The sequence below is a fragment of the Deltaproteobacteria bacterium genome (assembly GCA_016210045.1).
Lineage (GTDB): Bacteria > UBA10199 > UBA10199.
The window spans coordinates 89254-112295 of sequence record JACQUX010000004.1 but is presented as its reverse complement, the minus strand read 5'-3'; the positions used below and the strand labels follow the sequence as shown (position 1 = coordinate 112295).

The 23042-nt window shown below is 61.4% G+C and carries 20 protein-coding genes; 14 read left to right on the top strand and 6 right to left on the bottom strand.

Translation table 11 applies throughout. The annotated features are described in order from the left end of the window. Window positions 1-4 precede the first annotated feature (4 nt). The 8 genes from nagZ to HY696_00780 all read left to right on the top strand — a co-directional run bounded on the left by nagZ (window position 5) and on the right by HY696_00780 (window position 6280). The gene (gene nagZ / locus HY696_00815; protein MBI4236942.1) at window positions 5-1057 is read left to right on the top strand and encodes a beta-N-acetylhexosaminidase; all 1053 of its coding nucleotides are present in this window, start codon (window positions 5-7) and stop codon (window positions 1055-1057) included. A 58-nt stretch (window positions 1058-1115) separates the two neighbouring features. Further along, the gene (locus HY696_00810; protein ID MBI4236941.1) at window positions 1116-1352 is read left to right on the top strand and encodes a DUF2191 domain-containing protein; all 237 of its coding nucleotides are present in this window, start codon (window positions 1116-1118) and stop codon (window positions 1350-1352) included. Then, window positions 1349-1783 carry a PIN domain-containing protein gene (locus HY696_00805; GenBank protein ID MBI4236940.1) on the top strand — a complete coding sequence of 145 codons (435 nt, stop codon included), beginning with the start codon at window positions 1349-1351 and terminating at the stop codon, window positions 1781-1783. The genes HY696_00810 and HY696_00805 overlap by 4 nt, the downstream gene beginning before the upstream one ends. A gap of 212 nt (window positions 1784-1995) precedes the next feature. Continuing rightward, window positions 1996-3378, top strand: a complete 1383-nt coding sequence (locus tag HY696_00800; GenBank protein ID MBI4236939.1) for a hypothetical protein — start codon at window positions 1996-1998, stop codon at window positions 3376-3378. A gap of 64 nt (window positions 3379-3442) precedes the next feature. Next, window positions 3443-4858 carry a hypothetical protein gene (locus HY696_00795; protein MBI4236938.1) on the top strand — a complete coding sequence of 472 codons (1416 nt, stop codon included), beginning with the start codon at window positions 3443-3445 and terminating at the stop codon, window positions 4856-4858. Window positions 4859-4861: 3 nt separating this feature from the next. Next, on the top strand, window positions 4862-5602 hold the full coding sequence (locus HY696_00790) for a hypothetical protein (GenBank protein ID MBI4236937.1): 741 nt from the start codon (window positions 4862-4864) through the stop codon (window positions 5600-5602). A gap of 144 nt (window positions 5603-5746) precedes the next feature. Then, on the top strand, window positions 5747-6016 hold the full coding sequence (locus HY696_00785) for a DUF4160 domain-containing protein (GenBank protein ID MBI4236936.1): 270 nt from the start codon (window positions 5747-5749) through the stop codon (window positions 6014-6016). A 3-nt stretch (window positions 6017-6019) separates the two neighbouring features. Then, window positions 6020-6280 carry a DUF2442 domain-containing protein gene (locus tag HY696_00780; protein ID MBI4236935.1) on the top strand — a complete coding sequence of 87 codons (261 nt, stop codon included), beginning with the start codon at window positions 6020-6022 and terminating at the stop codon, window positions 6278-6280. Window positions 6281-6428: 148 nt separating this feature from the next. Here HY696_00780 and HY696_00775 read toward each other — a convergent pair whose 3' ends face one another. The 4 genes from HY696_00775 to HY696_00760 all read right to left on the bottom strand — a co-directional run bounded on the left by HY696_00775 (window position 6429) and on the right by HY696_00760 (window position 7937). Next, window positions 6429-6668 carry a DUF2283 domain-containing protein gene (locus HY696_00775; GenBank protein ID MBI4236934.1) on the bottom strand — a complete coding sequence of 80 codons (240 nt, stop codon included), beginning with the start codon at window positions 6666-6668 and terminating at the stop codon, window positions 6429-6431. A gap of 216 nt (window positions 6669-6884) precedes the next feature. Continuing rightward, window positions 6885-7304, bottom strand: a complete 420-nt coding sequence (locus HY696_00770) for a PIN domain-containing protein (GenBank protein ID MBI4236933.1) — start codon at window positions 7302-7304, stop codon at window positions 6885-6887. Then, complete coding sequence (locus HY696_00765; protein ID MBI4236932.1) at window positions 7304-7522, bottom strand: CopG family transcriptional regulator; 219 nt, start codon at window positions 7520-7522, stop codon at window positions 7304-7306. Before HY696_00765 ends, HY696_00770 begins: the two co-directional genes overlap by 1 nt. A 70-nt stretch (window positions 7523-7592) precedes the next feature. Further along, the gene (locus HY696_00760; protein MBI4236931.1) at window positions 7593-7937 is read right to left on the bottom strand and encodes a hypothetical protein; all 345 of its coding nucleotides are present in this window, start codon (window positions 7935-7937) and stop codon (window positions 7593-7595) included. 131 nt (window positions 7938-8068) lie between these two features. Between HY696_00760 and HY696_00755 the strand changes: the two genes are divergently transcribed. The 3 genes from HY696_00755 (at window position 8069) to HY696_00745 (ending at window position 16625) form a co-directional block, all read left to right on the top strand. Next, a complete protein-coding gene (locus HY696_00755; GenBank protein ID MBI4236930.1) occupies window positions 8069-8827 on the top strand; it encodes a hypothetical protein in 759 nt (252 codons plus the stop codon). An 82-nt stretch (window positions 8828-8909) separates the two neighbouring features. Continuing rightward, on the top strand, window positions 8910-12485 hold the full coding sequence (locus HY696_00750; GenBank protein ID MBI4236929.1) for a hypothetical protein: 3576 nt from the start codon (window positions 8910-8912) through the stop codon (window positions 12483-12485). Between the two features lie 702 nt (window positions 12486-13187). Continuing rightward, window positions 13188-16625 (top strand): hypothetical protein, encoded by a 3438-nt coding sequence (locus HY696_00745; GenBank protein ID MBI4236928.1) that lies wholly within the window; start codon window positions 13188-13190, stop codon window positions 16623-16625. A 105-nt stretch (window positions 16626-16730) separates the two neighbouring features. On the opposite strand, the gene HY696_00740 is transcribed toward HY696_00745, so the two are convergent. Continuing rightward, window positions 16731-18512, bottom strand: a complete 1782-nt coding sequence (locus tag HY696_00740) for a phosphoenolpyruvate carboxykinase (ATP) (protein ID MBI4236927.1) — start codon at window positions 18510-18512, stop codon at window positions 16731-16733. A gap of 161 nt (window positions 18513-18673) precedes the next feature. Here HY696_00740 and HY696_00735 point away from each other — a divergent pair, with 161 nt between their 5' ends. The 3 genes from HY696_00735 to HY696_00725 all read left to right on the top strand — a co-directional run bounded on the left by HY696_00735 (window position 18674) and on the right by HY696_00725 (window position 22164). Next, window positions 18674-19696: a thiamine pyrophosphate-dependent dehydrogenase E1 component subunit alpha gene (locus HY696_00735; GenBank protein MBI4236926.1), complete on the top strand. Its 1023-nt coding sequence runs from the start codon at window positions 18674-18676 to the stop codon at window positions 19694-19696. Window positions 19697-19792: 96 nt separating this feature from the next. Beyond that, window positions 19793-20767 (top strand): alpha-ketoacid dehydrogenase subunit beta, encoded by a 975-nt coding sequence (locus HY696_00730; protein MBI4236925.1) that lies wholly within the window; start codon window positions 19793-19795, stop codon window positions 20765-20767. 14 nt (window positions 20768-20781) lie between these two features. Next, window positions 20782-22164, top strand: a complete 1383-nt coding sequence (locus HY696_00725; GenBank protein ID MBI4236924.1) for a 2-oxo acid dehydrogenase subunit E2 — start codon at window positions 20782-20784, stop codon at window positions 22162-22164. Between the two features lie 122 nt (window positions 22165-22286). On the opposite strand, the gene HY696_00720 is transcribed toward HY696_00725, so the two are convergent. Beyond that, entirely contained in the window at window positions 22287-22997 is a 711-nt protein-coding gene (locus HY696_00720) for a 16S rRNA (uracil(1498)-N(3))-methyltransferase (GenBank protein MBI4236923.1), read from the bottom strand. Window positions 22998-23042 lie beyond the last annotated feature (45 nt).

Below are 23042 nucleotides of genomic sequence, written 5' to 3'. Positions count from 1 at the left end.
TGCTATGACTTTCAAGATCGGACAACTGTTCATGACCGGCTTCCAAGGGACCGACGTGTCGCCTGCCCTCGAGCAGTTGTTGCAGCAAGAAGAACTCGCCGGCGTCATCCTGTTTCGTCGCAACATTCAGTCGCTCGATCAACTGATCGGGCTGACGACCCGTTTACGGCAAGCCGCCGGCCGTCCGCTGTTGCTGGCCGTCGACCACGAAGGCGGTCGTGTCTTTCGAATGCCGCCGCCGTTTACCCAAATTCCCCCGATGGCGCGGATTGGCGCCGCGATGCACGCCGACCCGCAGTTGCATTTGGCATACGACGTCGGACGGCTGATGGGCCGTGAACTGGCGGCCGCCGGTCTGAACGTGAACTTCGCTCCAGTGCTCGACATCAACACGAATCCCGACAATCCGATTATCGGCGATCGGGCGTTTGCGGGGAATCGCGATTTGGTCACGCGCTGCAGCGGCGAGCTGATCCGCGGTTTGCTCGAAGGCGGCGTGATCCCGTGCGGCAAACACTTTCCTGGCCATGGCGATACGCCGGAAGATTCCCACAAAACGATGCCGATCCTGCCGCACACCTGGGATCGTTTGCGCTGGATGGAACTCGCGCCGTTTGCCGCGGCGATCCAACAAGGCGTGCCACTGTTGATGACTGCGCATGTCTTGTACGGCGTGATCGACGCCACGGCCCCTGTCACACTTTCGAAGCGTGCGATCACCGGCCTGTTACGGGAAGAACTCGGCTTCAAAGGCGTGATCGTTACCGATGACCTCGAGATGGGCGCGATCAAACAATGCTGTCCTCCGGAAGAGGCCGCAGTACGTGCGTTGGCCGCCGGATGCGACTTGAACTTGATCTGCAGCAGTCCTGAAGTTACGCAACGTGCGATGCTGCGTGTCAACGCGGCCGTGGAGAGCGGCGAGCTCTCCACCGAACTCCTCTCCCAATCGGCGTTGCGGATCCGCACACTCGCTACCAAACACGCCGCGTCCGCCGCCGACCGCGCCTGCATCGGCTGCCGCGAGCACCGCGCGGTGCTGGCGCCATTCCGGTAAGCCGCTGCGATCGCCCTCAGCCTTGACAGCAATATGCGTTATTCATATGCTTATGCATATGGCACGAACCACATTAGTGATCGACGACGACCTCTTCCGGATGCTGAAACTGCGAGCAGCGCAGCAGGGCGCGACATTGCGCGAATTTGTTTCTGCGTTGTTGCGGCGCGCGTTGCTCCCGACGAAGGCGCGCATACGATATCAATTGCGCTGGACCACGGAGCGCGGCAAAGTCCTGCCGGGCGTGAATCTGGATGATCGGGACGCGTTATTTAATCTGATGGAGGGGCGGTGACCGTCGCCTTCGATACGAACATTCTCGTCTATGCCAGGCGCGAAGAAACGGCACATCACCGTCAAGCAAAGCGATTATTGGCACGCTATGCAGAGGGCGATGCCCCGTGGGCTTTGCCGTGGCCTTGTGTGTATGAGTTCCTCCGCGTCGTGACGCATCCGAAGGTGTTTCATCCTCCAACGCCCATGTCCTCGGCGTTGGCGGATATCAAGCACTTGCTGTTGGCCCCGAGCCTGATGGTGTTGACCGAGACCGACCGTCATTTCGGTGTCCTCGATTCCCTCGCCCTCGCGGTAAATGTACAGGGCAATATTGTTCATGACGCCCACATCGCGGCGCTGCTGCTCGAGCACGGGGTGGACGAGATCCTCACTGCCGACGATGACTTCCGACGCTTCCCGCGTCTGAAAGTGACAAACCCGTTCCGCTAGGCGGTATCCAACTTCTGCACAACTTGACCCACTCGGTCTGCCGATACCCGCGATATGACGTGTCTCTTCCGGGCCCCACCCCATGCTGGCATATGGCTTGCTCGGTAAGAGATGGGAGTGGGGAGACGAGCCAACAGCCAATGAAGGAATTGCAGCGATTTAAATGGGTTAGCGAAGGGCCCCGCAGAGGGGGCGAAAGGGAATGAGGACTCATGTCCGCAGCCAATGTCGGTGAGACACCAGCAGGCGTCACGCAACCGCTCGGCGAGGCCGCGCCCGGTGTCGGCGATTGGAAGGCCAACACCGCGCCGGAGGGGAGCGCCAAACGGATCCGCCAGCAGGGGGCGCGCGGGCGGGAACAAGTCCAAGTCCAGCGCCAAGCGATCGCGCAGGGTGAGGCGCGCCAAGTGGACCGGCGCGGCGAGCAATTGCGTGGCCAAGAACTGGCCGTGGCCGCGCAACCGCATGGCGCTGTTGCGAAGCCGACGACTCAACCGACCGCGCCCGATGGGACTCCACAAGCTCGGCCGGAGGGTGAAGCGCCGGGGACTGCGGCCGAACCACACTCGAGCAATCGATCCGGATTTCAAGTCGTCGCCGCGCCGCGGGCCGATCGTGGACTGCAGCGCCTCAGCGCGCGGCAACCATCGACCCGCACGCCCGCGTCCGCCGACCGTAGTGCTACAACGGCCAATGCGCCAAGAGGGAACGCTCCTGTCGGCACGGCCTCAACTGCCGCGACGCCCGATGCGGCTGTGCGCACGACGCGTGCCGGCGTGACGGCGGCCCTCGGCCATCGCCCACCGACTGCCGTGCCCACGAGTCGCGTGCCGACCGGCATTCCAACGCCGCGCAGTCGTGCCGATACGGCGCGCGCCGGCGAAGCGATTGCATTGCACGAGCCCGTCGCCGCCGGGGTTGACACCCCTCTGGCCGACGGGACGGCTCAACCTGAGACTGACCATGATTCCCGCACGACTGCCGAACCGACCGTCACCGGCGCCCACGCCGATGCGGCCAAGGCCGCGAAGCGGCCCAGCCCTACAGCGGCGATGGCGACGCTCGCCGGTGCGGCGCCGGAAGCGACGCTCCGTGCCCCCGGCGTGGCACCGACGCGGAGCGAACGCCCCGCGCGAATCAAAGAGCCGAGTGCCGTCGCGGGGAGCAGCGCCGGTCGCGCGGCTGGGACGAGCACGGAGGAAACAGGCGCCGGCAGTGGATCTCCGATCGATGAGCGGGACGGCGGCGTGGATGCCGCATTAGACGGCGCCGTCGGCTCGTTGGAGCAACCGCTGCCGGAATCGGTCGATCCCTATCCATTAGCTGCGCATGTCTACAATCCGGGCAAAGGGGCTACGGAATGGCGCCAAGCCAGTTCCGCATCGCGTGAACTCGGTCGCATTACTCAATCGTTGCATGACTTGGCCCAACGGACGGCGGATTACTTAGGCGAGAAATTCCGCCAAATGCCGCTCGGCGAGCGGATCCTGACCACGGCGGATGCCGATGGCGACGCGATGAAAGACCAGATTCGCCGCGATTATTTGATCGGCCGCGGACTCTACCAAAAAGGGGAGATCCGTGGGGGTAGTTGAGAGGATAAGGCAAAATGCAAAGTGCAAAGTGCAAAGTGCAAAATGAACGGAACGGAGCAGTGTTGTGACCGTTGGTCTCTTTCCACTGACGAATTATGGTCTGCCTGGCCTTCCCGGTCTGGCAGATCCTTGGGGAGCGAGCGGTGCCGGAGCGGCACCGGCGTCGTTTGAGTTTGGTGCACCGAGTTTTCAATCGGGCAGTACCGCGCCGTCGACGTGGCTCGCGGGCGCCGGTCTCTATTTCGACCAACAACCGACGTTCGGCCCCTATTGGCGCAACCCCGCAGCGCGCGGCAGCATCTTCGGCGTCGCGCCGCTCGGATTCGACCCCGACACCCCGCCCGGATTCACGACCGCCGTGGCCGGCGCAGCGGTGCCACTCATCAACATCTTCAACGGCTGGACCAACATCACGATGGAGCGACGCTATGGCCCGCCGCCGCAAACGACCGCCCGTCAAGCGAATCAGGCGGGAGCTCCCACGGGCGCACCGGCTGCGGTGCCGCCGTTAGCGGAGCGGGCCGAAGTCTACTTTAAGGCGGCGCAAGAAAAAGCCGATGATCCGTCGAAACCGGGCACGGCTGGGGTCTATCCGAAACCGGTGCAGGATGAGATCGCCAAGGGCGAGGCCGGGAATAAAGACCTGGCCGGTCGCGAAGGCGTGCTCCGCAGTCTGGCCGATGGCGTGGCCAATTGGATGCGCGGGACCAACGCCGATGAGCGCCGCGCGGCGTTTCTGGATGCCGACAAAGACGTCGGCAACGATCCGAAAAAAATGTTGCTCAATCTGATTGCGCCGGGCGAGACGACGCCGAATGCCGACTTCGTTAAAGCCGTCCAGTCGCTACTCGGCAGCGCGTGGGCCCCGCACGGCGACGATGCCAATAAACCGGAGCCGTATCTCGACGCGATGCTGAAGATGCTCGGCAAACAGTGGGGCGCCGATGCCCCGAAGATGATCCGCAAACTCTACGCGCTGGCGCTGGCCGAGGCGAAACGACTCGGCGTGAAACAAGAAGCGGCGCTGCCCAAAGCGGAAGTCGTGCAAAAGCTTCAAGCCGCCGGTTACAATAAACCGGGCGAAGCCGACGCGTTGGTCGAGACCGTCTTTGCCACGCTCAAGACGCCGCGCGAAAGGCGACGGTTGTTGGAGCAATTGGAAAAAGCGGCGACGGAGGCGAAAGAGAAGATCAATCCGGCACGCGAACGGATGATCCGCGCGGCCAGCGCAATCATGGAGGCGTTGGGGATTACGGAGAAGAGGGTCGACAAAGACGATATCAATAAACTGCTGAATGCCGCGATGCCGGTAAAGAAAGTGGGCAAGAAAGTGAATATCGACACCAGCAAGGGCCTCGACGTCGTCGCGCGGCGGCTGACGGAGCTGTTTGCCGCGCTCAAGCAAGACGGCGAAGTGGAAGGGACGGCCTGGCAGGCGTTAGTGAAGCGGTACCATAAGGAAGACAAAGTGGGGAGGTAGGCCATGGGGATCGAGAGCGTGTTCAATCGGGTGTCGGATCCGAGCTGGGTCTTCGGCGGGAGCAGCGTGTTCGGAGGCCTCGGCGCTGCTGCCGGCAACCTGAACTTCGACGTCACCCCCGCTGCGATCGGTGTCAGCGGCTTCATGGGGATCGGCATCCCGAGCGGGAATATTTTCGCCGCGTCGTTCGCGTTGGCGAGCTCGATCGGCCGGATGCCCGGTGGCCGCCCGCCCGGATTCCCCGCGTATTTCGGCCAATCGCCCTATGGGCCGCCGCCTCCGCCGCCCCAGCCGACGGCACCGCCCGCCGCCGCTGCGCCACCCCCTCCACCGGCCGCGGCCGGTGGCGCCACCGACGGCGAGAAACCTGACGGGGAAAAGGCCCAGGAGCCGGAGAAGAAAGAAGAGCCGAAGAAAGAGGAACCCGCTGCGCCACCGCCCGCTGCCGCAAGGCCTCGCGTCGATCACTTCGCGCAACTCAAATGGACGGAAGCGCAGCGTCGGGCGTATCCGAAATATGTCGCGAAGATTCGCGCGGCCAATGCGAAGTGGAAAGGCAAGGTGAAGATTGTCCCGACGCTGCAACCCAACGGCGGTTTTTTGCTCACGTTCAGGAAATTGCGGAGTCTTACGGCGGTAGAAGCGGATGCTTTCAAAACGACCGCCGGTCAACTCGTTATTGAGGCTACAGCATTAGGCTTCTGGGCGACTTTTGGCAACCAACTGCCGGAAGCCACTCCGTAGAACCCATGAGCACGCCGCGACGCGTGTCGCTCATACGCCTGAACGTCGTCACGCCTCCACATAGCCTGCTGGTACTGGACGACTGCGATGGTTATTGCTAAGGGCTCTTGTGTTGTGTGAAAAATCGTTCGCAAAGGAGAGACAATGCCTGTCATATCGGTTTTTTATGGCATCATTGTTATGCTGTTTTTCATGGATCGGAAACGGCACAAAAAGCCGCATATCCATGTGAAATATCAAGACGCGGAGGCAGTGTTCGATATTAAATTAGGGAAATTATTGGAAGGGAAATTGCCGATTGGAAAACGAAGATTAGTGGAGGCCTGGATGGAAATCCATCGGGATGAATTGCTGGCCGATTGGGAGCTGGCCGTCCGGGGGCAGCAAGTCTTTAAAATTGATCCGCTCAAATAATATATGCACCCAAGAGTTCGCAAAGTGTTTCCGGAACGCAACTATCAGCTTCGGTTGCAATTTGTGAACGGTGAGGAGCGTATTTTCGATATGCGCCCTTATTTGCGGTATGGCGTCTTTCAAGTGTTGAAAGATCCGAAGCAGTTTACTGCGGTTCAAGCGGTGTTGGGGAGCATCCAATGGCCAGGAGGGCAAGATTTGTGTCCGGATACGTTGTATGAAGAAAGTCAGCCCCTCTCCTCACGTCGCCGTAACAAAGGATGAAAGAAAGAACATCCCGCCCGCCGCCCCGCGCGCCGCAGCCTGCGCCGCCATGGCGTTACGCGTCCACTAATGTGAATCCGGCTCACACGCAAAATGGATATCGAAGGCGAAGCACCGACCGAACCGGTGTAGGCGGAAAGGTGTTCTACTACGGGGTGAGCGCAATTTCCGTGGTGTTGCCGTGTTCTTCATTAATGATCGTCAGCTTGCCGCCGTTGTCCGCGTGGAGCTGTTGTCGCGCATTGAGCAGCTCGAAACCATACACGGAACCATCGGGGGCGATATCAATGGGGAGATCATCGCTGATTTGCAACGTTTCGACCTGTTCCGTCTTTTCTTTCAGGCAGATATACGCAACATTATAGCGCGGGTCGTAGGTCAGTTTCATAAGCCTCACTTTGCCGCCAAGGGCCCGCCACCTTGGACTGTCTCCTCGATTTCTTCTGCGGTAGCACCCCGTTCGTGCATCCGGTCTTTGGCATCTGGATGAATCTGGACGCCCATGGCCCGACTTTAGCGCATCGGCATTCGGACCCGCAAGTCGCAAATACCCGTTGGAGCTTTCCCACTGCTCAATCCGCCGCTTCCGTAGCGACGCCTCCGTTCACGCCTCCACTAACGTGAAGCCGCCCATCGCGAAATGGACGTCGAAGGCGAAGGCCCGGGCAATTCGTTGTTGCTGCATCAGCGTAAAGCTGGTGGCGTCGACGGCGCTCAGTTTGTGCAGTTCTTTGCGCAGGAACCAGGACCACGCTCGGTCCATGTTGGCGAGCGAACATTCCAAGATCCGGAGGCGGCGCACGTGGCCCAGCGCCGCCTGCCACTGCAATGCCGTTTGCCGTGTGGTGTTGCGATCCAGAAACGTAAATGTTTCGATGATCACAGGGACCGAGGTGAAGGCCTTACTTCCTTCGGTGACCAACGTCTGCCACGCGGCGCACGCGCGGTCATGATAGGGGTCGCCGACGATCGCCAGCGCCAACCAGGCGCTCGTGTCGATGAAATAAGGCGTGGGCCGGCGCATTAGGGTCGCTCATCGTAGATGCTGTCGTGGTCGTTCGACGATCGCTTCGCAGCCCCCGGCCAGAGCGCAACGGGTCCGGTGTCGGCCGTGCGCTGCGGCAGCCACGTCTTGCGGATGGCCTCCCGGATCAGATCGGCCAAGCTGCGACCAGCCTGTTTCGCCAGCCGATGCAACTGAGCCAACTCGGCGGTCGGCAGATAGATCTGTGTTTTGGTCATATGTGTCATCTTAAATGAGAGATGACACATGTCAAGCGAGAATCTACGCCATGCCGCCGCTGTTGCTTGGTTACCGGGATCCGTCGCGCAACTCGGCGATTGCCGTGTCGTGGTCATCGAGGCGCTCGTGAATGCGCTCGATCTGCGCCGTCAGGCGTTGCTCCATCTGGGTCATCTCGGCTCGGAGCTCCGCGAGTCCCGTCCGCAGCGCTTGAATATCCTGGCTGTTCCGCTGAATGGCCGCCTCCAGCATCCGGATGTCGGCCTTGAGTTCCTGGTATTGCTCGTGCTGACGCCGGGCGAGCGCCTCAATCTGGGCCGTCAGACCCTCGGCGAAGAGCTGCAATTTGCTGGTAAAGTCTTCGGCCAGTACACCGAGATACCGCTTGACGTCGTCGTGGTCCTGCTGAGTCATCGCCCGCCTCTGTTCTCCCCCTGGCGTGACTTGATATCGCAAAGAACCGAGGCGTCGTCAACCAATGAAATGGCGGAGACGCAACTTGTGGGTAGTGGCGGTCGATAGTACTTATAGGGAGAGGTGTGCCGATGATCGGCTTTGGAGATCCATGGGGTGGGGGCGTGAGTCCGTGGGGCGGCGGGGGTTGGTCCCCGTATACCAGCGCCATTACTGCGACGCCGTTGTGGGCCGGGGTTGGGGCCTTCGGGGGCGGGTACGGAGCCGGCGGCTACGGTTTTAGCGGCTATGGCTTCGGTTCGATGAACCCGTTCTATGCGTCGCTCGGTTTTGCCAACACGCTCGGCTTCTGGATGCCCAGCTTCTTCGCGCCATCGTATCCGTCTTATCCGTATCCGCCGCGCGCGGCGTACGCGCAGGGGTGGAATCCGCCGTACACCAATCCTGCCGCCGCTGCCGCGCCGACTGCGCCTCAGCCTGCGCCACCGCCCGCTGCGGCGGCCCCCCAAGGCACGGCCGATTGGACTGCGCCAAAGCGGGACGACGAGTGGGCGCAGAAGGAGGGGGATGGGGCGGACGCGGCCAAAGGGGGCGCAGAAAAAACCCCTGGCAAGAGGACTGGCACGGCAAAGGAGAAGCCGGTGGGGACGACGGCAAGGACTGGCAGTATTGACGTCGCCAAGGTCACGGCGGCGGTGATGGCGAAGAACACGCAGTGGGCGCTCACGGATCGCACTGCAGGTACGTCTTCACCATTGGTTGCCGCATTTGATGATGGGACGAAGAACATCACCATAAAGGTCAATAATGAAAGTATGCGTTCAATTGCCGTTGCAATGAAGGGGAAATGGGAGACCGAATTCGCCGGCATCAGCGTTACGGTCCAATAGAGCGTTTCTTCCATTATTCACGCAACTTCTGTTCCCCCACGAGCCGAGAATCTCTCTGAGGGGATTGCTTTCAGGAGGACTTATGGGCACCGATCCAGCCGCAAAGCCGACCACGCCAGTCCAGCCGTGGCTGATCCCTGTCTGCGACCCCGACACCATGCCGATCACGGAACCACGGCTGAAGCAGCTACGTGGTGGTGTGCAGCTGCCGAGGGGGCCCTTCGCGACGGAGAAGGAACGCCAGGATGCGATCGAAAAATATCGGACCGAGTTAGGCGATTCCCACGATGCGGTGGCCTGGATGGATGGCCATCGAAAGGCCCAGGACGTGAGTCAGGGCAAGACGGATGTCGATGAATCCGCCTATCTCGATCCTGCCAAGGCCCACGCAGTAACCACGTATTTCGGCGTGTCGTTTCTCGTCGGCATGTGGGGTGGTGGCGGGAAACGGGCGAAAACCGAGCTCCCAGTGTCAGTCGCGCGCTATCTCCTCCCGATTTATGGAGGTGCTAGCTTCGATAAATCCTCAGTCTGCTACGTGGATCGGGAGGGGCGCAAGATGTTGGCCGTGCCCGGTCAGATGGTCGAGGGAATCCGACAATACATCAAGCCGGAAGCCATCCCACTCGACAACGTCGGAACGCTGATCAAAGGCTACTCCGGCTTCGTCAAGGAGCCTGTTCCGCTTCAGGCGCTAGCGCTAACCGAACAGGATACCAAGGGACGAGATCGATGGGCGCCATTGCTCGATAAGGCCGGGCATCCGATGTTTCTGTCCGACATTGAGGTGCAATATCTCTTATCCAGTCTGAAGATGGACAAGAAAAATCCCGACCAGGCGTTGCGGCCGATCGGGAATGAGGGATTGCGTGTTTACTACATTGATCAGACGATCATTGAACGCTCCGATTTGCTGCGGCTTAGCCAAGCGCTGGGCGAGTTGACGAAGAGTCCGGATCTGTTGGCGGCCGGTGTCGGGCCGCGGGTGCAGTATTTACAGGAGGCGGTAGAGACGCTCGCCAGTAAAGTCCCGCATTTAGGAAAGACGCAGATTCTGACGGAGATTGTGGAGTATTTGGTGCCGGAGAAAGATCTGCCCGAGCCGTTCGCACACGCATTGGCCGATCCGCGCGCTGCCGCGCCGTATCTGGCGCAGGGAGATTTTGATCACGTGAACGACGATTCGTTATTGGAGATCTGGGACCAGGGGAAGGGATTAAATCTGTTCGGGTGGCGCCCGCTTTCTGACGACGATCCCGATTACGCGGATCTGGATGCGACCGTGCCAGCTAATATGCTGGCATATGTCATTGCGGCTGCCAAGATTACCGGTGAGAGCGATGTGCTGCGCGTGCGCGACGATCAGACCGGACTCAAAGATTATCGCATTGCCGTGCGTATGACGCGCGATGCGATCAGTCGAGTCCGCGGGCCGGTGCTCGATTTACTGAAGCATACGGCCAGCGATTCGGTCGCCGAGCGGCAAGTGAACCAAGTGTTGGCCGCGTTGACTGCAATGGACCAACGGGTCGATATGCGGGAGTCGGAGCGGAGCAACTTACTCCTCTTTGGGACACCGACGGTAGTGAGTCTCATCACTGCCGGCATCGCTATAGTAAAGAGCATCTTCTCGGGGAGGGCACTGAAGAGGGAAAAGGCGGAGCGCCAACAGGAAATGGCGGAGGTGCGAGCGGAGCGGGAACGAGAACGAGCCGAACGGGTGAGAGAGCAAGAGGAATTGCGACGGATGCGGGAGGAAGATCGTGCAGATCGTGCGCGCGATCGGGAGCTGCAAGAGAAGTCTCTCGCCGCGAGTGAGGCCGAGCGGGCGCAGCAGGCAGGGGAAAAGGACTTCTTGGGTATCGGCCTTTCACCCCGAGTGGCCTTTCAGCGATATACGATTAATCTGGTCGATAAATACATGCATGGAGAGTCCCCACCGGGAGACATGGCGTTGCATAAGGAGGCCATTAAAAGTGTTGCGCGAATCGTTGCAGCAGGAAAAAATCCAATTTTGCTCGGCATCCCTGGGGTAGGAAAGAGTGTGATCTGGGAGGGATTGGGTTGGCTCATTGCACAAGGGCGAACAGATAATTGGGCCGCGATTCGTGATCCGGAACTAAGAGGATTAACGCATCGATTGGTGAAGCAGAAGTTTGAGCCGGTGAGTCTCAACCAAGGTGAAGTGAATGCAAGGCGGGTGTACGATAGTGGATTATCGATTGTGATGAATGGTGTCATCACCGGCTATAACGAAATTACGAGGGTAGATGGGAAGAAGATCCTGCTACAAATTGGCGAGATCTATGCCTGGTTGACGGATCCAGACCCGAAGGCCCAGCAAGTAAAGGAATTGCTTAAAGATGCCTTAGCAAAACCTGTTGATAAAGGTGGTTTGCGGATCGGTGGTGATACCACGGTTACGCAATTTGAAAAGGCAATGGCGATTCTGGCAGCTGCTGGAGATACCGCCATGGATCGTCGTGTCCAAGGGGTGCCGGTTGAGGATAAGTCACCACGGGAGGTGGCTGGTTCTTTACGCACAATGCTCGACCAATATGGTGCCGCAAGAGATGATTTCCCACCCATGCGCTTTGCAGAGGGAGTGGTTGACGCCGTAGTGGCTGCTGCCGATGGGCGTCGCGTGAAAGAGACCAATCCACAGGCAGGCCAGTTAGAAGCGACAAAGCAAGGGTTAATCTCGGCGTCCAACGACTTATTTGCTCAAATCATCGCGTGGAAACGAGAACAGACGATGGTGCCGTGGCCGGATGGCATGACTGCCGAGGCATATAACTCACTGTGCGCTGCTGAAATGAGCAAGGCCAGTACGCTCACGCAGGCTGATGTCACTACTTATGTCCGCGATGTATTGAGTAAACAGCCCGTTGCCTCGGCAGGGGTCGATAGTGTCGATGGGAATGTACGGGCTAGTATGTGGGATCATGCCGTTCGAACAACTGTGTACTATAGAGAGGCGATGCAATCGCTATTAAGGAATGCAGACCCGGCAGTGCGAGCAAGGGTCATGGGCTTTGGGATCGAGGCGGCGCGAGGACTGATGCATGCCGCTACTGGAGGGACAGTAGAGAGCTATCGGCAGGTTGTGAGCGATTGTGAGCGCGCATTTGCACTGCTGGAAACAGAAGTGAGCCCTCCGCCTCGCACAGATCCGACACCACCACCGCCAGCGCCGCAGGGGAAACCCCCAGCCGCCCCGACGCCGCCAGCGCCAGGTCCGCGGCCGACGCCGCCGGCACCTCCAGCGGCACCGCCGGCGTCAGGGACGAAAGGTCCGAAGGCGCTCGCTGATGCCGACACCGCGCCGAAGGCCGCAGTTGATCAGCCGGCGTCTGCACGGCGCGCGGCGCTGCTCCGCCGGGCTGGCACGACGCCGGTGGGTGTGCCCGCGACCGACGCGACGCCGCGCGGAACGACAGCGCCGTCGGTGACTACAGGGCCACGTCCCGCGAATCCGATGCGCACTGCGCGCCCGCTGCTCAACGACGATTCCCACGCACGTGTCGTGGAACGGGAGCTGCCGAAGGTCTTGGCACGGGCCCCGTCCGCCGCGCTGCCACACGGTCCGCGCCGCGGCACCAGTCGCCCGGGCGAACGTCCCGGCCGCCCCGAACCGGTGCGAGTCCGGGGGCATTGATGAGATGGCGGCTCTCTCGCTGCGATACCGTGGCATCTTGATGCATGTCCTTTGCGGGTATTCGGCCTGTGCGCGCAACGGATCGACTGAGTCGCTCTGAACTGTTTAATCTTCCTAGGTGAAATTCCTCGCGGCTTGCCGCGCTTTTTTTCCCTCTCCCTTTGGGGAGAGGGCTAGGGTGAGGGGGAGGATTACAAGATAGTGAGAGTCCTGATGGTCTCCCCCTCACCCAACCCTCTCCCCAAAGGGAGAGGGAGGTGGATACCCCGCCCCTTGGGGCGGGGTGCATTCATTATTCTACAGTTATTTCGAGTGCCGCCATGCGGGTGTTCGACGCGAACTAGCTCTGGCATTTCGCAACTTGGCCCCTCGGGGAATCCGATAATCATGCAGAGGGGTTCACTCGTTTAGACCCTCACCCGGCGCTGCGCGCCACCCTCTCCCCGTCGGGGCGAGGGGAGCATAAAGAAGTCAGGCCTATTTATGGCACCACCACCACCGATTCCACCTAGGCCGGCTCCCGGGCGCCAACCGCGACCGAATTCACCGTTGCGGCTACCGAGGACGCCGCCCGTACCCGTGGCGCCGGGAACAGCGGCCACTAGTCCCGCGCAACCCCCCGCCGCGCCAGCGGTTCCGGCCGCAACCTATCGAGATGGTCGCTTGACCGTGACCGTGCCGACGGATGCGAACACGACGGGCATGATTGTTCGACGGTTCGGGACGGCAGCGGACCAGGTGCCGGTCGCGGCGGCGGGGAATTATTTGGCGGAGGTCCGGAGTGCGGGCGGGACGACCGGCGTGGCCCCGTTGGCGTCCCCGGTCGATACGTTGACGCGGGCGTTGGTTGAGTTGCGGCTGCATCCGGAGCTGCGGGCGCAGCTGGCTGATACGCACGGCAACTATGCGCGCGAGCATGCGCCAGGGCTGGGGCTCGGCGCGGCGTTGTGTCTAGCGCTCGGTCCCGTGGTGACGGATCTGTTGGACGCGCTCGGTTTCGACGGCGAGGATCACGCGCAACATTTTGTGGCCACGACGGCCATTGTCCACACGGCGACGCCGCCGTTGGCGCGCGCGGCGCAGGTGATCACGAATCGCGTGGTGGGGCGGCAACTCGGCGGCGTGGCGGTCGACTTCGTGGGCCAAGCGGCGCTGCGCGGCGGCGCCGTTGCGGTGACGGCGATCGAGCGTGGTTCGTTGCTGCGCAATATCGGTCGGGCGATGGCGTTTCAGCTATTGCCGGAGGGAGCGAGTGTCGGCGCCCGAATCGTGGGCGGATTGCGCGGCTTCGGCGGTGCGCTGCGCAACGCGTGGTTCATGCCGGGGGTGACCTGGGGACGGTTACTCGATACCGGACTCGATAAATTGATTCCCGGTTACGCGACATGGGGCGGCCGTAGCGCGCTGTCGCTCACGCTGACGTTCGCGCCTGATATAGTGGACTTGGCCTCCAAAGGCGGTCTGACGCGTTGGTTGACGCGGTCGGTGGTTGGACGCGGCGTCGCGCGGTTGACGAAGGTCGGCGCGTCATTGGCCTTTTGGGACCTGACGTCGTGGGGCGTGATGAAGGCCCGGTACGGTGACCGCGCACTGCGAGCCTCGGCGGGAGATCGCGCCGCGGAAATCGGTGACGAAGCGGAAAAGATGCGTCCGTTGCTGCGAGCATTGCGGTGGGTTGGGCTCGGGAAGGATTTTGCAGATACGATCGGGTCCGGGGATTTCCCAATCCTCTCCGAGATTGTGGATGGTCTGGATTGGCTCAAACTGCAATTCGGGTTGATCGATGAACGGCTGACGGTTGATGCCATCCGGGAACGGGTCGCTGCGCGGCGGGGCCTACTGGCGGAAGCCACGCTGAGCGAGGCCAAAGACTTTCTGCAAGCGGAATTGATGGATTTGGGCGCGGAGGTCGGCGACTTGAGCCCCAGTCGCGTGTTGGAGCTGGTAGAAAGCGGGTGGTTGGGAGAGGTTCGTCTGCCGCAGGCGCTGCGTGGTTATACGGCCGACGGCGAAGGTTTGTATGATCGCATCCGCATGCTCGGCAAATATCGGATCGACGATTCAGACGCAGCGCGGGTTGCCGCGTGGTTCACCGACGAACTGTTCGGGTCGACCGCTGCGTCGCCGCCGGCGGCCGGCAGTTCCGTGCTGCGCAATGAAGCGGCGATGTGGGAGTGGCTCGGGGGGCGCGACCAAGTGCGTGCCGAGCGGCGGCGGCTGTTGTACGGCGTGTTGATCACGCAGCAGCTGCAACTGGCTAAGGCGGGCCTGGGGCTGCACGACCTGCGGGATTTGGCGCGCGACGTGCGGCGCAGTGCGCCGGTGCGCGTGGTCGAGGGCGGGATGACGATGCACGAATCGGTCGCGCGGGAGATCGACGCGACGGCCGCGCTCATTGAATGGGCGCAGCAGCACGGATTCATCGGCGAGGACGGCGAAATCCGAGCGGACGCTGATTATTACGTTGCTTTATCGCGATACAGTGCTTCGGCGCGCGTGAGCGGCGATGCGGACAGTCTGCTACTGTTGCGCACACTTGCTGTGGCCCGCGGCATGGGGATGGAAGCCCCCGACTTGTCGGCCGAGGAGCGCGCGCGTTATGTGAGTGAACTGAAGATTTTACAACCGGACGCGTTGTTCGGCGAGGGGAGTCTCCAGGCCGACGTGCTGGGCGCAGCGATCACGCGGCACGGCGATGCGGTGCGCCTGGCGCGGGAAACCACCGACGCGACATGTGGCCCCACGCATGCGCCTGAGGCGGATGCGGCGTTAAATGAACGGGCAAGGCAGGAGCTGCAGGCGGCGCGGGAGGCATTAGTCGGCGGTGTGATGGCGCGGACGGAGCTGCCGCGGTATCTCCCATTGACCGGCGACTTTGGCGTCGCGACCGCGCTGACGACATTGCACGACGGCCTATCGGCGCACGGGCGCCGCGCCGCGGCCGCTGCCGTCGCGAGCCGGCTGTCGGCGGCGGAGACCGATGCGGAATTGCAGACGGCCTACGAAGCGGGCGGCGCCGCCTTTGCAGAATTCTATGGGTCGACGCGCGAAACATCCCGGAGTCTCGCGCACGATAAGGCGGAGGCGACGGCGACGTTGGAAGAGAGTGTCGTGCTGGATCCCGCGTTGAGCGACGTGCCGGCGATGCTGCGACGGGCCGTGCAGGCGGATCCGTCGCTCGCGGAATCATACGGCATTAACCCGGAAACCGGGGCGTTCACCTCTGCGGCTGCATTGCAGGCCTTTCTGATGCCGGCGCTCCGCGAGGCGCAAAAAATCGATGAAGAACATCTGACGATGACGCACGCCATCGGGACGATTGCGCGGCCGGACCCCGCCAATCTGCTCGCGCCGCCGCAGGCGTATCAGGACGCTAAGGTCGGAAAAATCAACGAGGTGGCGGCCTTGCTGCAACCGCGACTGGCGAGCCTAATGATCGAGGCCGTAGCCACGGGCCACGGGGATCCGATGGGCGCCAGTCGCTGGGACGCGGAAGGCGCGCGGAGTTGGATGGCGGCGCGACTGTCCCAGGATCCCGAGATCGCCCGCTTAATCCAGCACTTTATTGCGCTGCATCGGCAGGCGCATTTGGCCGAAACGGGAGAAGCGCGGCCGGTGTGGCATGCGTTGACATCGGATGGGCAAGTGGATGACTGGGAGACGGTGCTCGCGTGGGCGGCGCCGGACGTGCATAGGGCGGCAACCACGCAATTGGAAATGGCGGAGTTGTTGCTGAATGCGCTGCCAAAGGAGCACCCGCAGCGTGGGGAACTCGCACTCCAGGCCGTGCGGTTGCAGTGGCATTTGGTACAGCGCAGCGCTGGTGTGGCAGAACTGGATGCGTTGGACGAGCGGATTCGCAATTTGCGCGGGCCGCTTGGTGTGCCGCTGACGTCGAAGGTCGAACGCGAGCTCGATACGCTGCAGGCTGCCATGGCGGCGCTGCGGGAAAAAGCGGCGTGGCAGGCGGAAACGGCACAGCTCCTACGGGCGGTCGAGCATGCCCGTCCCGCGCCTGGGTTAGGGGCGCATGGGGTGCACTGGGGAAATCGGTATTATGTCGGCGCGCCGGCTATTCCGGAAACACCGCGCGAGCCTGCGGTGTATGTCGCGCCTACTCGTTGTGCCTCCCACCATTAGGATGTGTGGATATTTGAAGGGTTGTCATCCTGAGCCGGCAGGCGAAGGATCCAGTGGTGTCCATTGGATCCTTCGCCTGCCGGCTCAGGATGACGTCCTTTTCCTCTACGCACACCGACAACCGCAGCATTCGCCGCTTTCACCACAGGTTGCCTGGATGATCGATTCGGCGACGTCGTATTTTTTCAGAAACGCGCGTCGTTCGGTGTTCATCTGTCGGACCCAACCGCCGTATTGTTCGAGACGGCCGTGGGCCTCGTAGAAACGGCGCGGTTCCAGGATTTCCGCCGGGACGAGTTCTCGGAGGCCGCGATTTTGTGGGGCGTCCGGATCGGGGATCTCATAGCCGAAGTCAGGGTCTTTTTTCCACGCCACCGTGCCGCTGAACAGTGCCTCCAGCAATGCGGAGGAGTGACGAATCTTGACCTTCAGCGCGTGTCCTTGTTCGACATCGAGTTGGTCGCCACCGATGTAGCCGGTGTTCATCATCCATAATTGACACTGTGGCATCGTCGCGGCGATCTCGGCGAAGCGCTTGGCCTGTAAATCATGGCTGCGCGGGAAGAACGGTTGCGTGAATGGGGAGCGGGTCTTCCCACGGTCTTTTCCGGCTGCGGAGGTCTTGGTGGTCTCGCCGAGCATGAAGAATCCGGCCGCCTGCTCCGGCGAAGTAAAGCGGACGATGCCCGGCGTCGCGGCGAGCGGGCCTTCATCGCGATTCAATGTGCCCATCGATTCCACCGGTGGGAGTGTTTTCGTCAGGTCGACGGCGTCTTGAATGGCGCGCATCGGAATAATGGAGCGACCGTTTTGGGTCCAGACGACGAAATCCCAGCCGTCTTGCGGGGTGCCGTGATCGTCGACGACATCCTTGGCCGTCGTGGTGCCGGCAATGTACGCGTCCACGTTGGCCGCGTTTGCGCCGGTGAGGAGGAAAATTTCCCGCCACGTCTTGACCTCGGCGGACGACAGGATTCCTTTACTGAAATCATAGGTGCCGTTCGCGTTGACGAAGACATTTTCCACCCACGCGCTCGGGTCGATCGTGCCGGCATGGATGACCGGTTCTGACTCCGGCGTCAGGCCGGCGGTCTTCGCGAAGCAGCCGTTTTCGGTGACGGTGAAGTCGCCGCGCGGCCACAAGGTGATCATGTCGTCTTGGATCGGCTGCGTGAGTTTTCCCTGCTTACTGAACGTGGTCGTGGTCTTGCCGGTGCCGGAGAGCCCCATGATCGCGACGGTAAAGTGGCGGCCCCCCGCGTGCACGACCTTGGCGCCGGCGTGCATCACGAGCGCGCCGCGGTCGTACATATATTCGCAGAGCATCCGCAGGACACCTTTCTTGCTCTCGCCGAAGTAGTCGGGACCCATGATGTACGTGGTCCAGGTCTTGAGGTCGACGAGGATCGCTTGCCGGCCCGGCATGTTCGGTGCCGCAAATCCTGGAGTAAAGACGATCTGAAATGTTGGCGTGAATGGCGCTTGTTGTTGCGCGGCCGTTTCCACACGGTCGCGCGGGAAGCTGAGCACTTGTTGCATCCCGGCAATGTTGGCACCTTCCGGCGTGTAGCGCCACTCCACGCCGACGGCGTGTTGGCCGAGACCGTAGTAGCCTTCGATGGCGATCAATGTGCCTTGTTGTTGGATGTACGCACGCTGGGCAGCGATCAACGCAGCGGCCTTCGCTGGATCGATCACGGTGTGCGAATAGCGGGCTGCGTCCGCATCCGGCGCAATGACATACGTGTATTTCGCCATCCGCGCCTTGTTGCGCGAAATCTTATCGATGTTGCCGTGCTGCGTCTGCAGGACCGCAGGCGTGTGCTGCAGTGTGAGCGCACGCAAGGTGGCTTGGTCGGGATTGCGGAGGATCGTGATTTCGCTCATTGGTATCTCCTTTGGTTGTGAATGCGCGGACCCTTAGTGGGTTTGCGCGTGTTTTGCAAATGACAAAGAGCATGTGGCGGGGAACCCGTTCTTCTACTTGACGCCCTTGCGATCGGTCGTTAAGGGGATGATCATTTTTGCTCATTCGGCACGGAGGGGTTATGACGGAATGGACATTGGCGGTGCGGGATTTCGAGATTCCCAAAGAGACGGCGTTGGGCCTGTATCGGTTGTTGGTGCAGACGCGGTTGTTCGAAGACGAGATCTATTACATCTGTTCCAATCAAACGCCGCACAATCCGTTCATCGTCGGCAAGGGCTACTTGAGCACCGGCCAAGAGGCGGTCTCGGCGGGCGCGGCCTTTGCGATCACGAACGACGATTGGTTTCCGCAATCGCACCGCGATATGGCCGCGCACTTTCATCGCGGCGTGACAGTCCTCGAGGCCTTCCAACAATACCGCTGCACCAAAAATTGCCCGACGCACGGACGCGACGGCAATATGCACTTCGCCAAGGCCGGGACCAACATGCTCGGGTTCACTTCGCATATGGGGCAAAACGTCGCCGTGGCGCTCGGGATGGCGTGGGCAGAGCAATATCGGAAAACCAACCGCGTCGCCATTACGACATTCGGGGAGGGTGCGGCGCAGCAAGGCATTATTCACGAATCGATGAACTACGCCGTGGTCTTCAAACTTCCGGTCGTCTTTCTTATTAACAACAATCGGTGGGCGATCTCCGTGCCGGTGAAAGAGCAAATGGCCACGGAAGACTTGGCGCAGCGTGGGCCCGCGTATGGCATGCCGTCGGTGATCGTGGATGGCAACGATGTCTTCGCCGTGTATCGGGCCTGTGTGGCGGGCGTGGAGCGGGCGCGTGCGGGCGACGGGCCGTCGTTGATCGAATGCAAGACGATGCGGATGGCGGGACATGGGACCCACGACCCGGCTACGTATGTGCCGGACACGGAAAAGAAGGCGTGGGCGGCGCGTGATCCGGTGGAACGCGCGAAGATCTATCTGATCGAACGCCAGTGGTGGAACGACAACGAAGACAAAGCGCTGCGGACGGCCATTAAAGCGGAGATCGATCGTGCCGTGGAGATCGCCGGTGACGACGAGCCGCCCGATCCCGCCACAGCGGCGACGGGGGCGTATTCGGCGGAATATCCGGTGGAGTGACAGAAGAGACGGTCATCCTGAGGCGAAGCCGAAGGATCCACGGGATGCCGTGAGATCCTTCGCGTTGCTCAGGATGACACAGCACGGGGAATGTATATGACCAAAATGAGCTACATGGAGGCGATTCGTGACGGACTGCGGGTCGCGATGCAACGGGACGACCGTGTCTACATCTTCGGCGAAGATCTCGGTACGTATGGCGGGGTCTTTGGCGTCACGAAGGGACTGTTCGAAGAATTCGGTTTTCCGCGCGTGCGCAACACGCCGCTTTCTGAAAACGCGATCCTTGGCGAGGCGATGGGGGCTGCACTGGCGGGACTGCGGCCTGTTCCTGAAATCCAGTTCTCCGATTTTATCACCGTGTGTATGGCGCCGCTGGTTGACGTGATCGGCACGTATCGGTACCGCTTCGGCACCAATATCCCCGTCACCATTCGCATGCCCTCGGGCGGTGGGATGAGTGTCGGCCCGTTTCACTCGAAATCGCTCGAGGCATGGTTTGTCCATGCGCCGGGATTCAAAGTCGTGATGCCGTCGACCCCGACCGATGCGAAGGGAATGCTGCTGGCCGCGATCGAAGATCCCGATCCGGTCCTTTTTTTGGAACACAAGCGACTCTACAACTTAGTGAGCGAAGACGTCGATCCGGGATACTACACGGTCCCAATCGGCAAAGGGATCGTGCGGCGCGAAGGGACGCACTTAACGATCGTGACGTGGTCGGGGATGACGTATCTCGCGCTGGAGGCCGCAAAAGCGTTGGCTGCGGAGGGTGTCGAGGCCGAAGTGATCGACTTGCGCACCATTTGGCCGCTCGATGAAGAATTGCTCTACAGCTCAGTGCGGAAAACGAATCGCGTGGTGATTGTGCACGAGGCGGTGAAAATTGGCGGATTCGGCGGTGAATTGGTTGCACGGATCAATGAACACGCCTTCGGGCACTTAGCGGCACCACCGCTGCGCGTCGGGGCAAAGCACTGCGTGCCGCCGGTGCATCCGATATTAGAGAAGGCCTATCTGCCGTCGTTGCAAAGTGTCGTCGACGCCGCGCGTAAGGTGATGGCGTACTGAACAAGGGAGTTGCCATGGCTACGACTGTCGGTTTGCCGATGCCTCAACCAGGCGAGACCATCACCGAAGGCGTGGTGGTTCGCTGGATCAAACAAGTCGGGGATCTGATCGCCGAAAAGGAACCGGTAGTGGAATTAGAAACGGCGAAAGCGGTGTATGAATACGAATCACCGTTGGCCGGAAAAATTGTCAAGATCATCACGCCAGTCGGGGATGAACAAAAAGTCGGACAACCGCTGGCCTGGATCGAATGCGACGAGGCTGCGGCCAAAAAATATCTGCGGCTCGGAGTGGCCGTTGAATTAGACGCAAGCGGCCAGGCGATTTCTGGCGCGGCCAAGATCGGTGCGACGGTCGGATCGAGTGGAAGTGTGACGGCGGCGAGCGCGCAGGTCGCGACTGCGACCGGAGGCCAACTCTTGCCACCGCTGATTCGGACCCTGGCAAAAGAACAAGGTATTCCGGAGTCGGTGCTGGCGACGCTGACCGGCACTGGGCCCGGCGGCAAACTGACGAAGGACGATCTATTACGCTACGCCACTGTGCAGTCGACCGGCGCAGCTGCGCCGAGTGTGAAGAGTTGCGGCACGACTGCCGGGCGGGTCGCGTTGCCGCCGCCGTTGAGCGGGAGCAAGCGCGTGGAACCGACTCCGATTCGCCGCCGGATTGCGGAGAACATGATCTTGGCGAAATCGGTGGTCCCGCACGCCGGCTCGACCGTCGAAGTCGATATGACCGACCTGCTCGCGTGGCGCGAACAGACCAAGGCCGCTTTTGAACAACGGACCGGCGCGAAGTTCCGGCTCGGCGGCTGTTTCCTGTATGCTGTCCGCGAGGCGCTGAAAAAATTTCCGACCTGTAACAACTTCTACTTCGTCGATGAGTCGGGCAAACATTGGATCGAAGAACACGCGTTCATGAATCTCGGGATGGCCGTCGGCACGGAGCGCGGATTGATCGTCCCGGTGCTGAAAGGGGCGGAACAAAAGGATTTCAGCACGCTAGCGCGCGAGAGCGATCTGCTGATTAAAAAAGCCGTGGCAGGCAAGTTGATGCCCGACGATCTCGTCGGCGCGACCGTGACGATTAATAACCCAGGCGCCTTAGGCAGCGTGCACGGCAATCAAATCCTGTCGTATCCGCAATCGGTCATCCTCGGTTTCCAAGCCGTCGTCGAACGGGCCTGTTTCGTGCACGGCGCGTGTGTGCCGCGGCAGATGATGTTGCTTACCATCAGTTTCGATCATCGGCTGGTCGATGGCGTCGAAGCGGTCGGCCTGCTGAATGCTTGTAAGGCGGTGCTGGAAGCCCCACAACAACACTTCGCGAATGAGCGCACCCCGCCCCAAGGGGCGGGGTATCCACCTCCCTCTCCCTTTGGGGAGAGGGTTGGGTGAGGGGGAGACCGCCAGGACTCTCACTATTTTGCATCCTCCCCCTCACCCTAGCCCTCTCCCCAAAGGGAGAGGGAATACAGAGCCAATGCGCGGACGGCGCAAGGAATTTCACCTGGGAAGATTTAACGTTGTAAGTGGATTAATGCGGCAAGTGCGGCAGTCTCGGTGCGCAGGATGCGTGGGCCGAGCGAGAGTGGCTCGGCATTGGCAGCGGTGATCTGCGCGATTTCTTCGTTGGTCCATCCGCCTTCCGGACCGATCATACAGAGCAGACGTGTCGCAGCGGTAGCGGGTTGCGTTGGCATCGTTGCGGAGGGCTCGCGTTCTCGACACCACACCACCCGATCGAATTGCGTGACGTCCTGCAGCAGTGCCGTCAAGGGCCGTGGCGCGTTCACTTGCGGCCACCACGCTGTCTCGCACTGCTCCGCAGCGCCGTCGGCGATCTGTTGCCAATGTGCGACTTGGCGCGGGGTGCGTTCCGTCGCGCGGATCAGCGTGCGTGCGGTCAGCAGCGGTTGAATCACGTCGGCGCCGAGTTCGACCGATTTTTCCACAGCGATCCGCCAGCGGTCCCGTGGCAGGAGTGCCACGGCGAGCGTGATGCGCGTCGACGGCGGTGGTTCGAGGCGTGCGGCACCGAGCGCAACGGTGACGACGCGCGGTGTCGCCTCGACGATTCGGCCGCGCCACGTCGTCCCGCGTGCGTCGGTCAAGCGGAGCGTCGCGCCGGCCGCGCACCGTAAGACCCGCGTCACATGGTGGGCGAGCGGTCCCGTAATTGCGACGGTCTCGTTGGTTATCGTTGGTGGATCGATCCGGAATTGCGGCATGACGGGATCATGCCGAAGCGCGGCGGGAATTGCAATTCGTCTGCC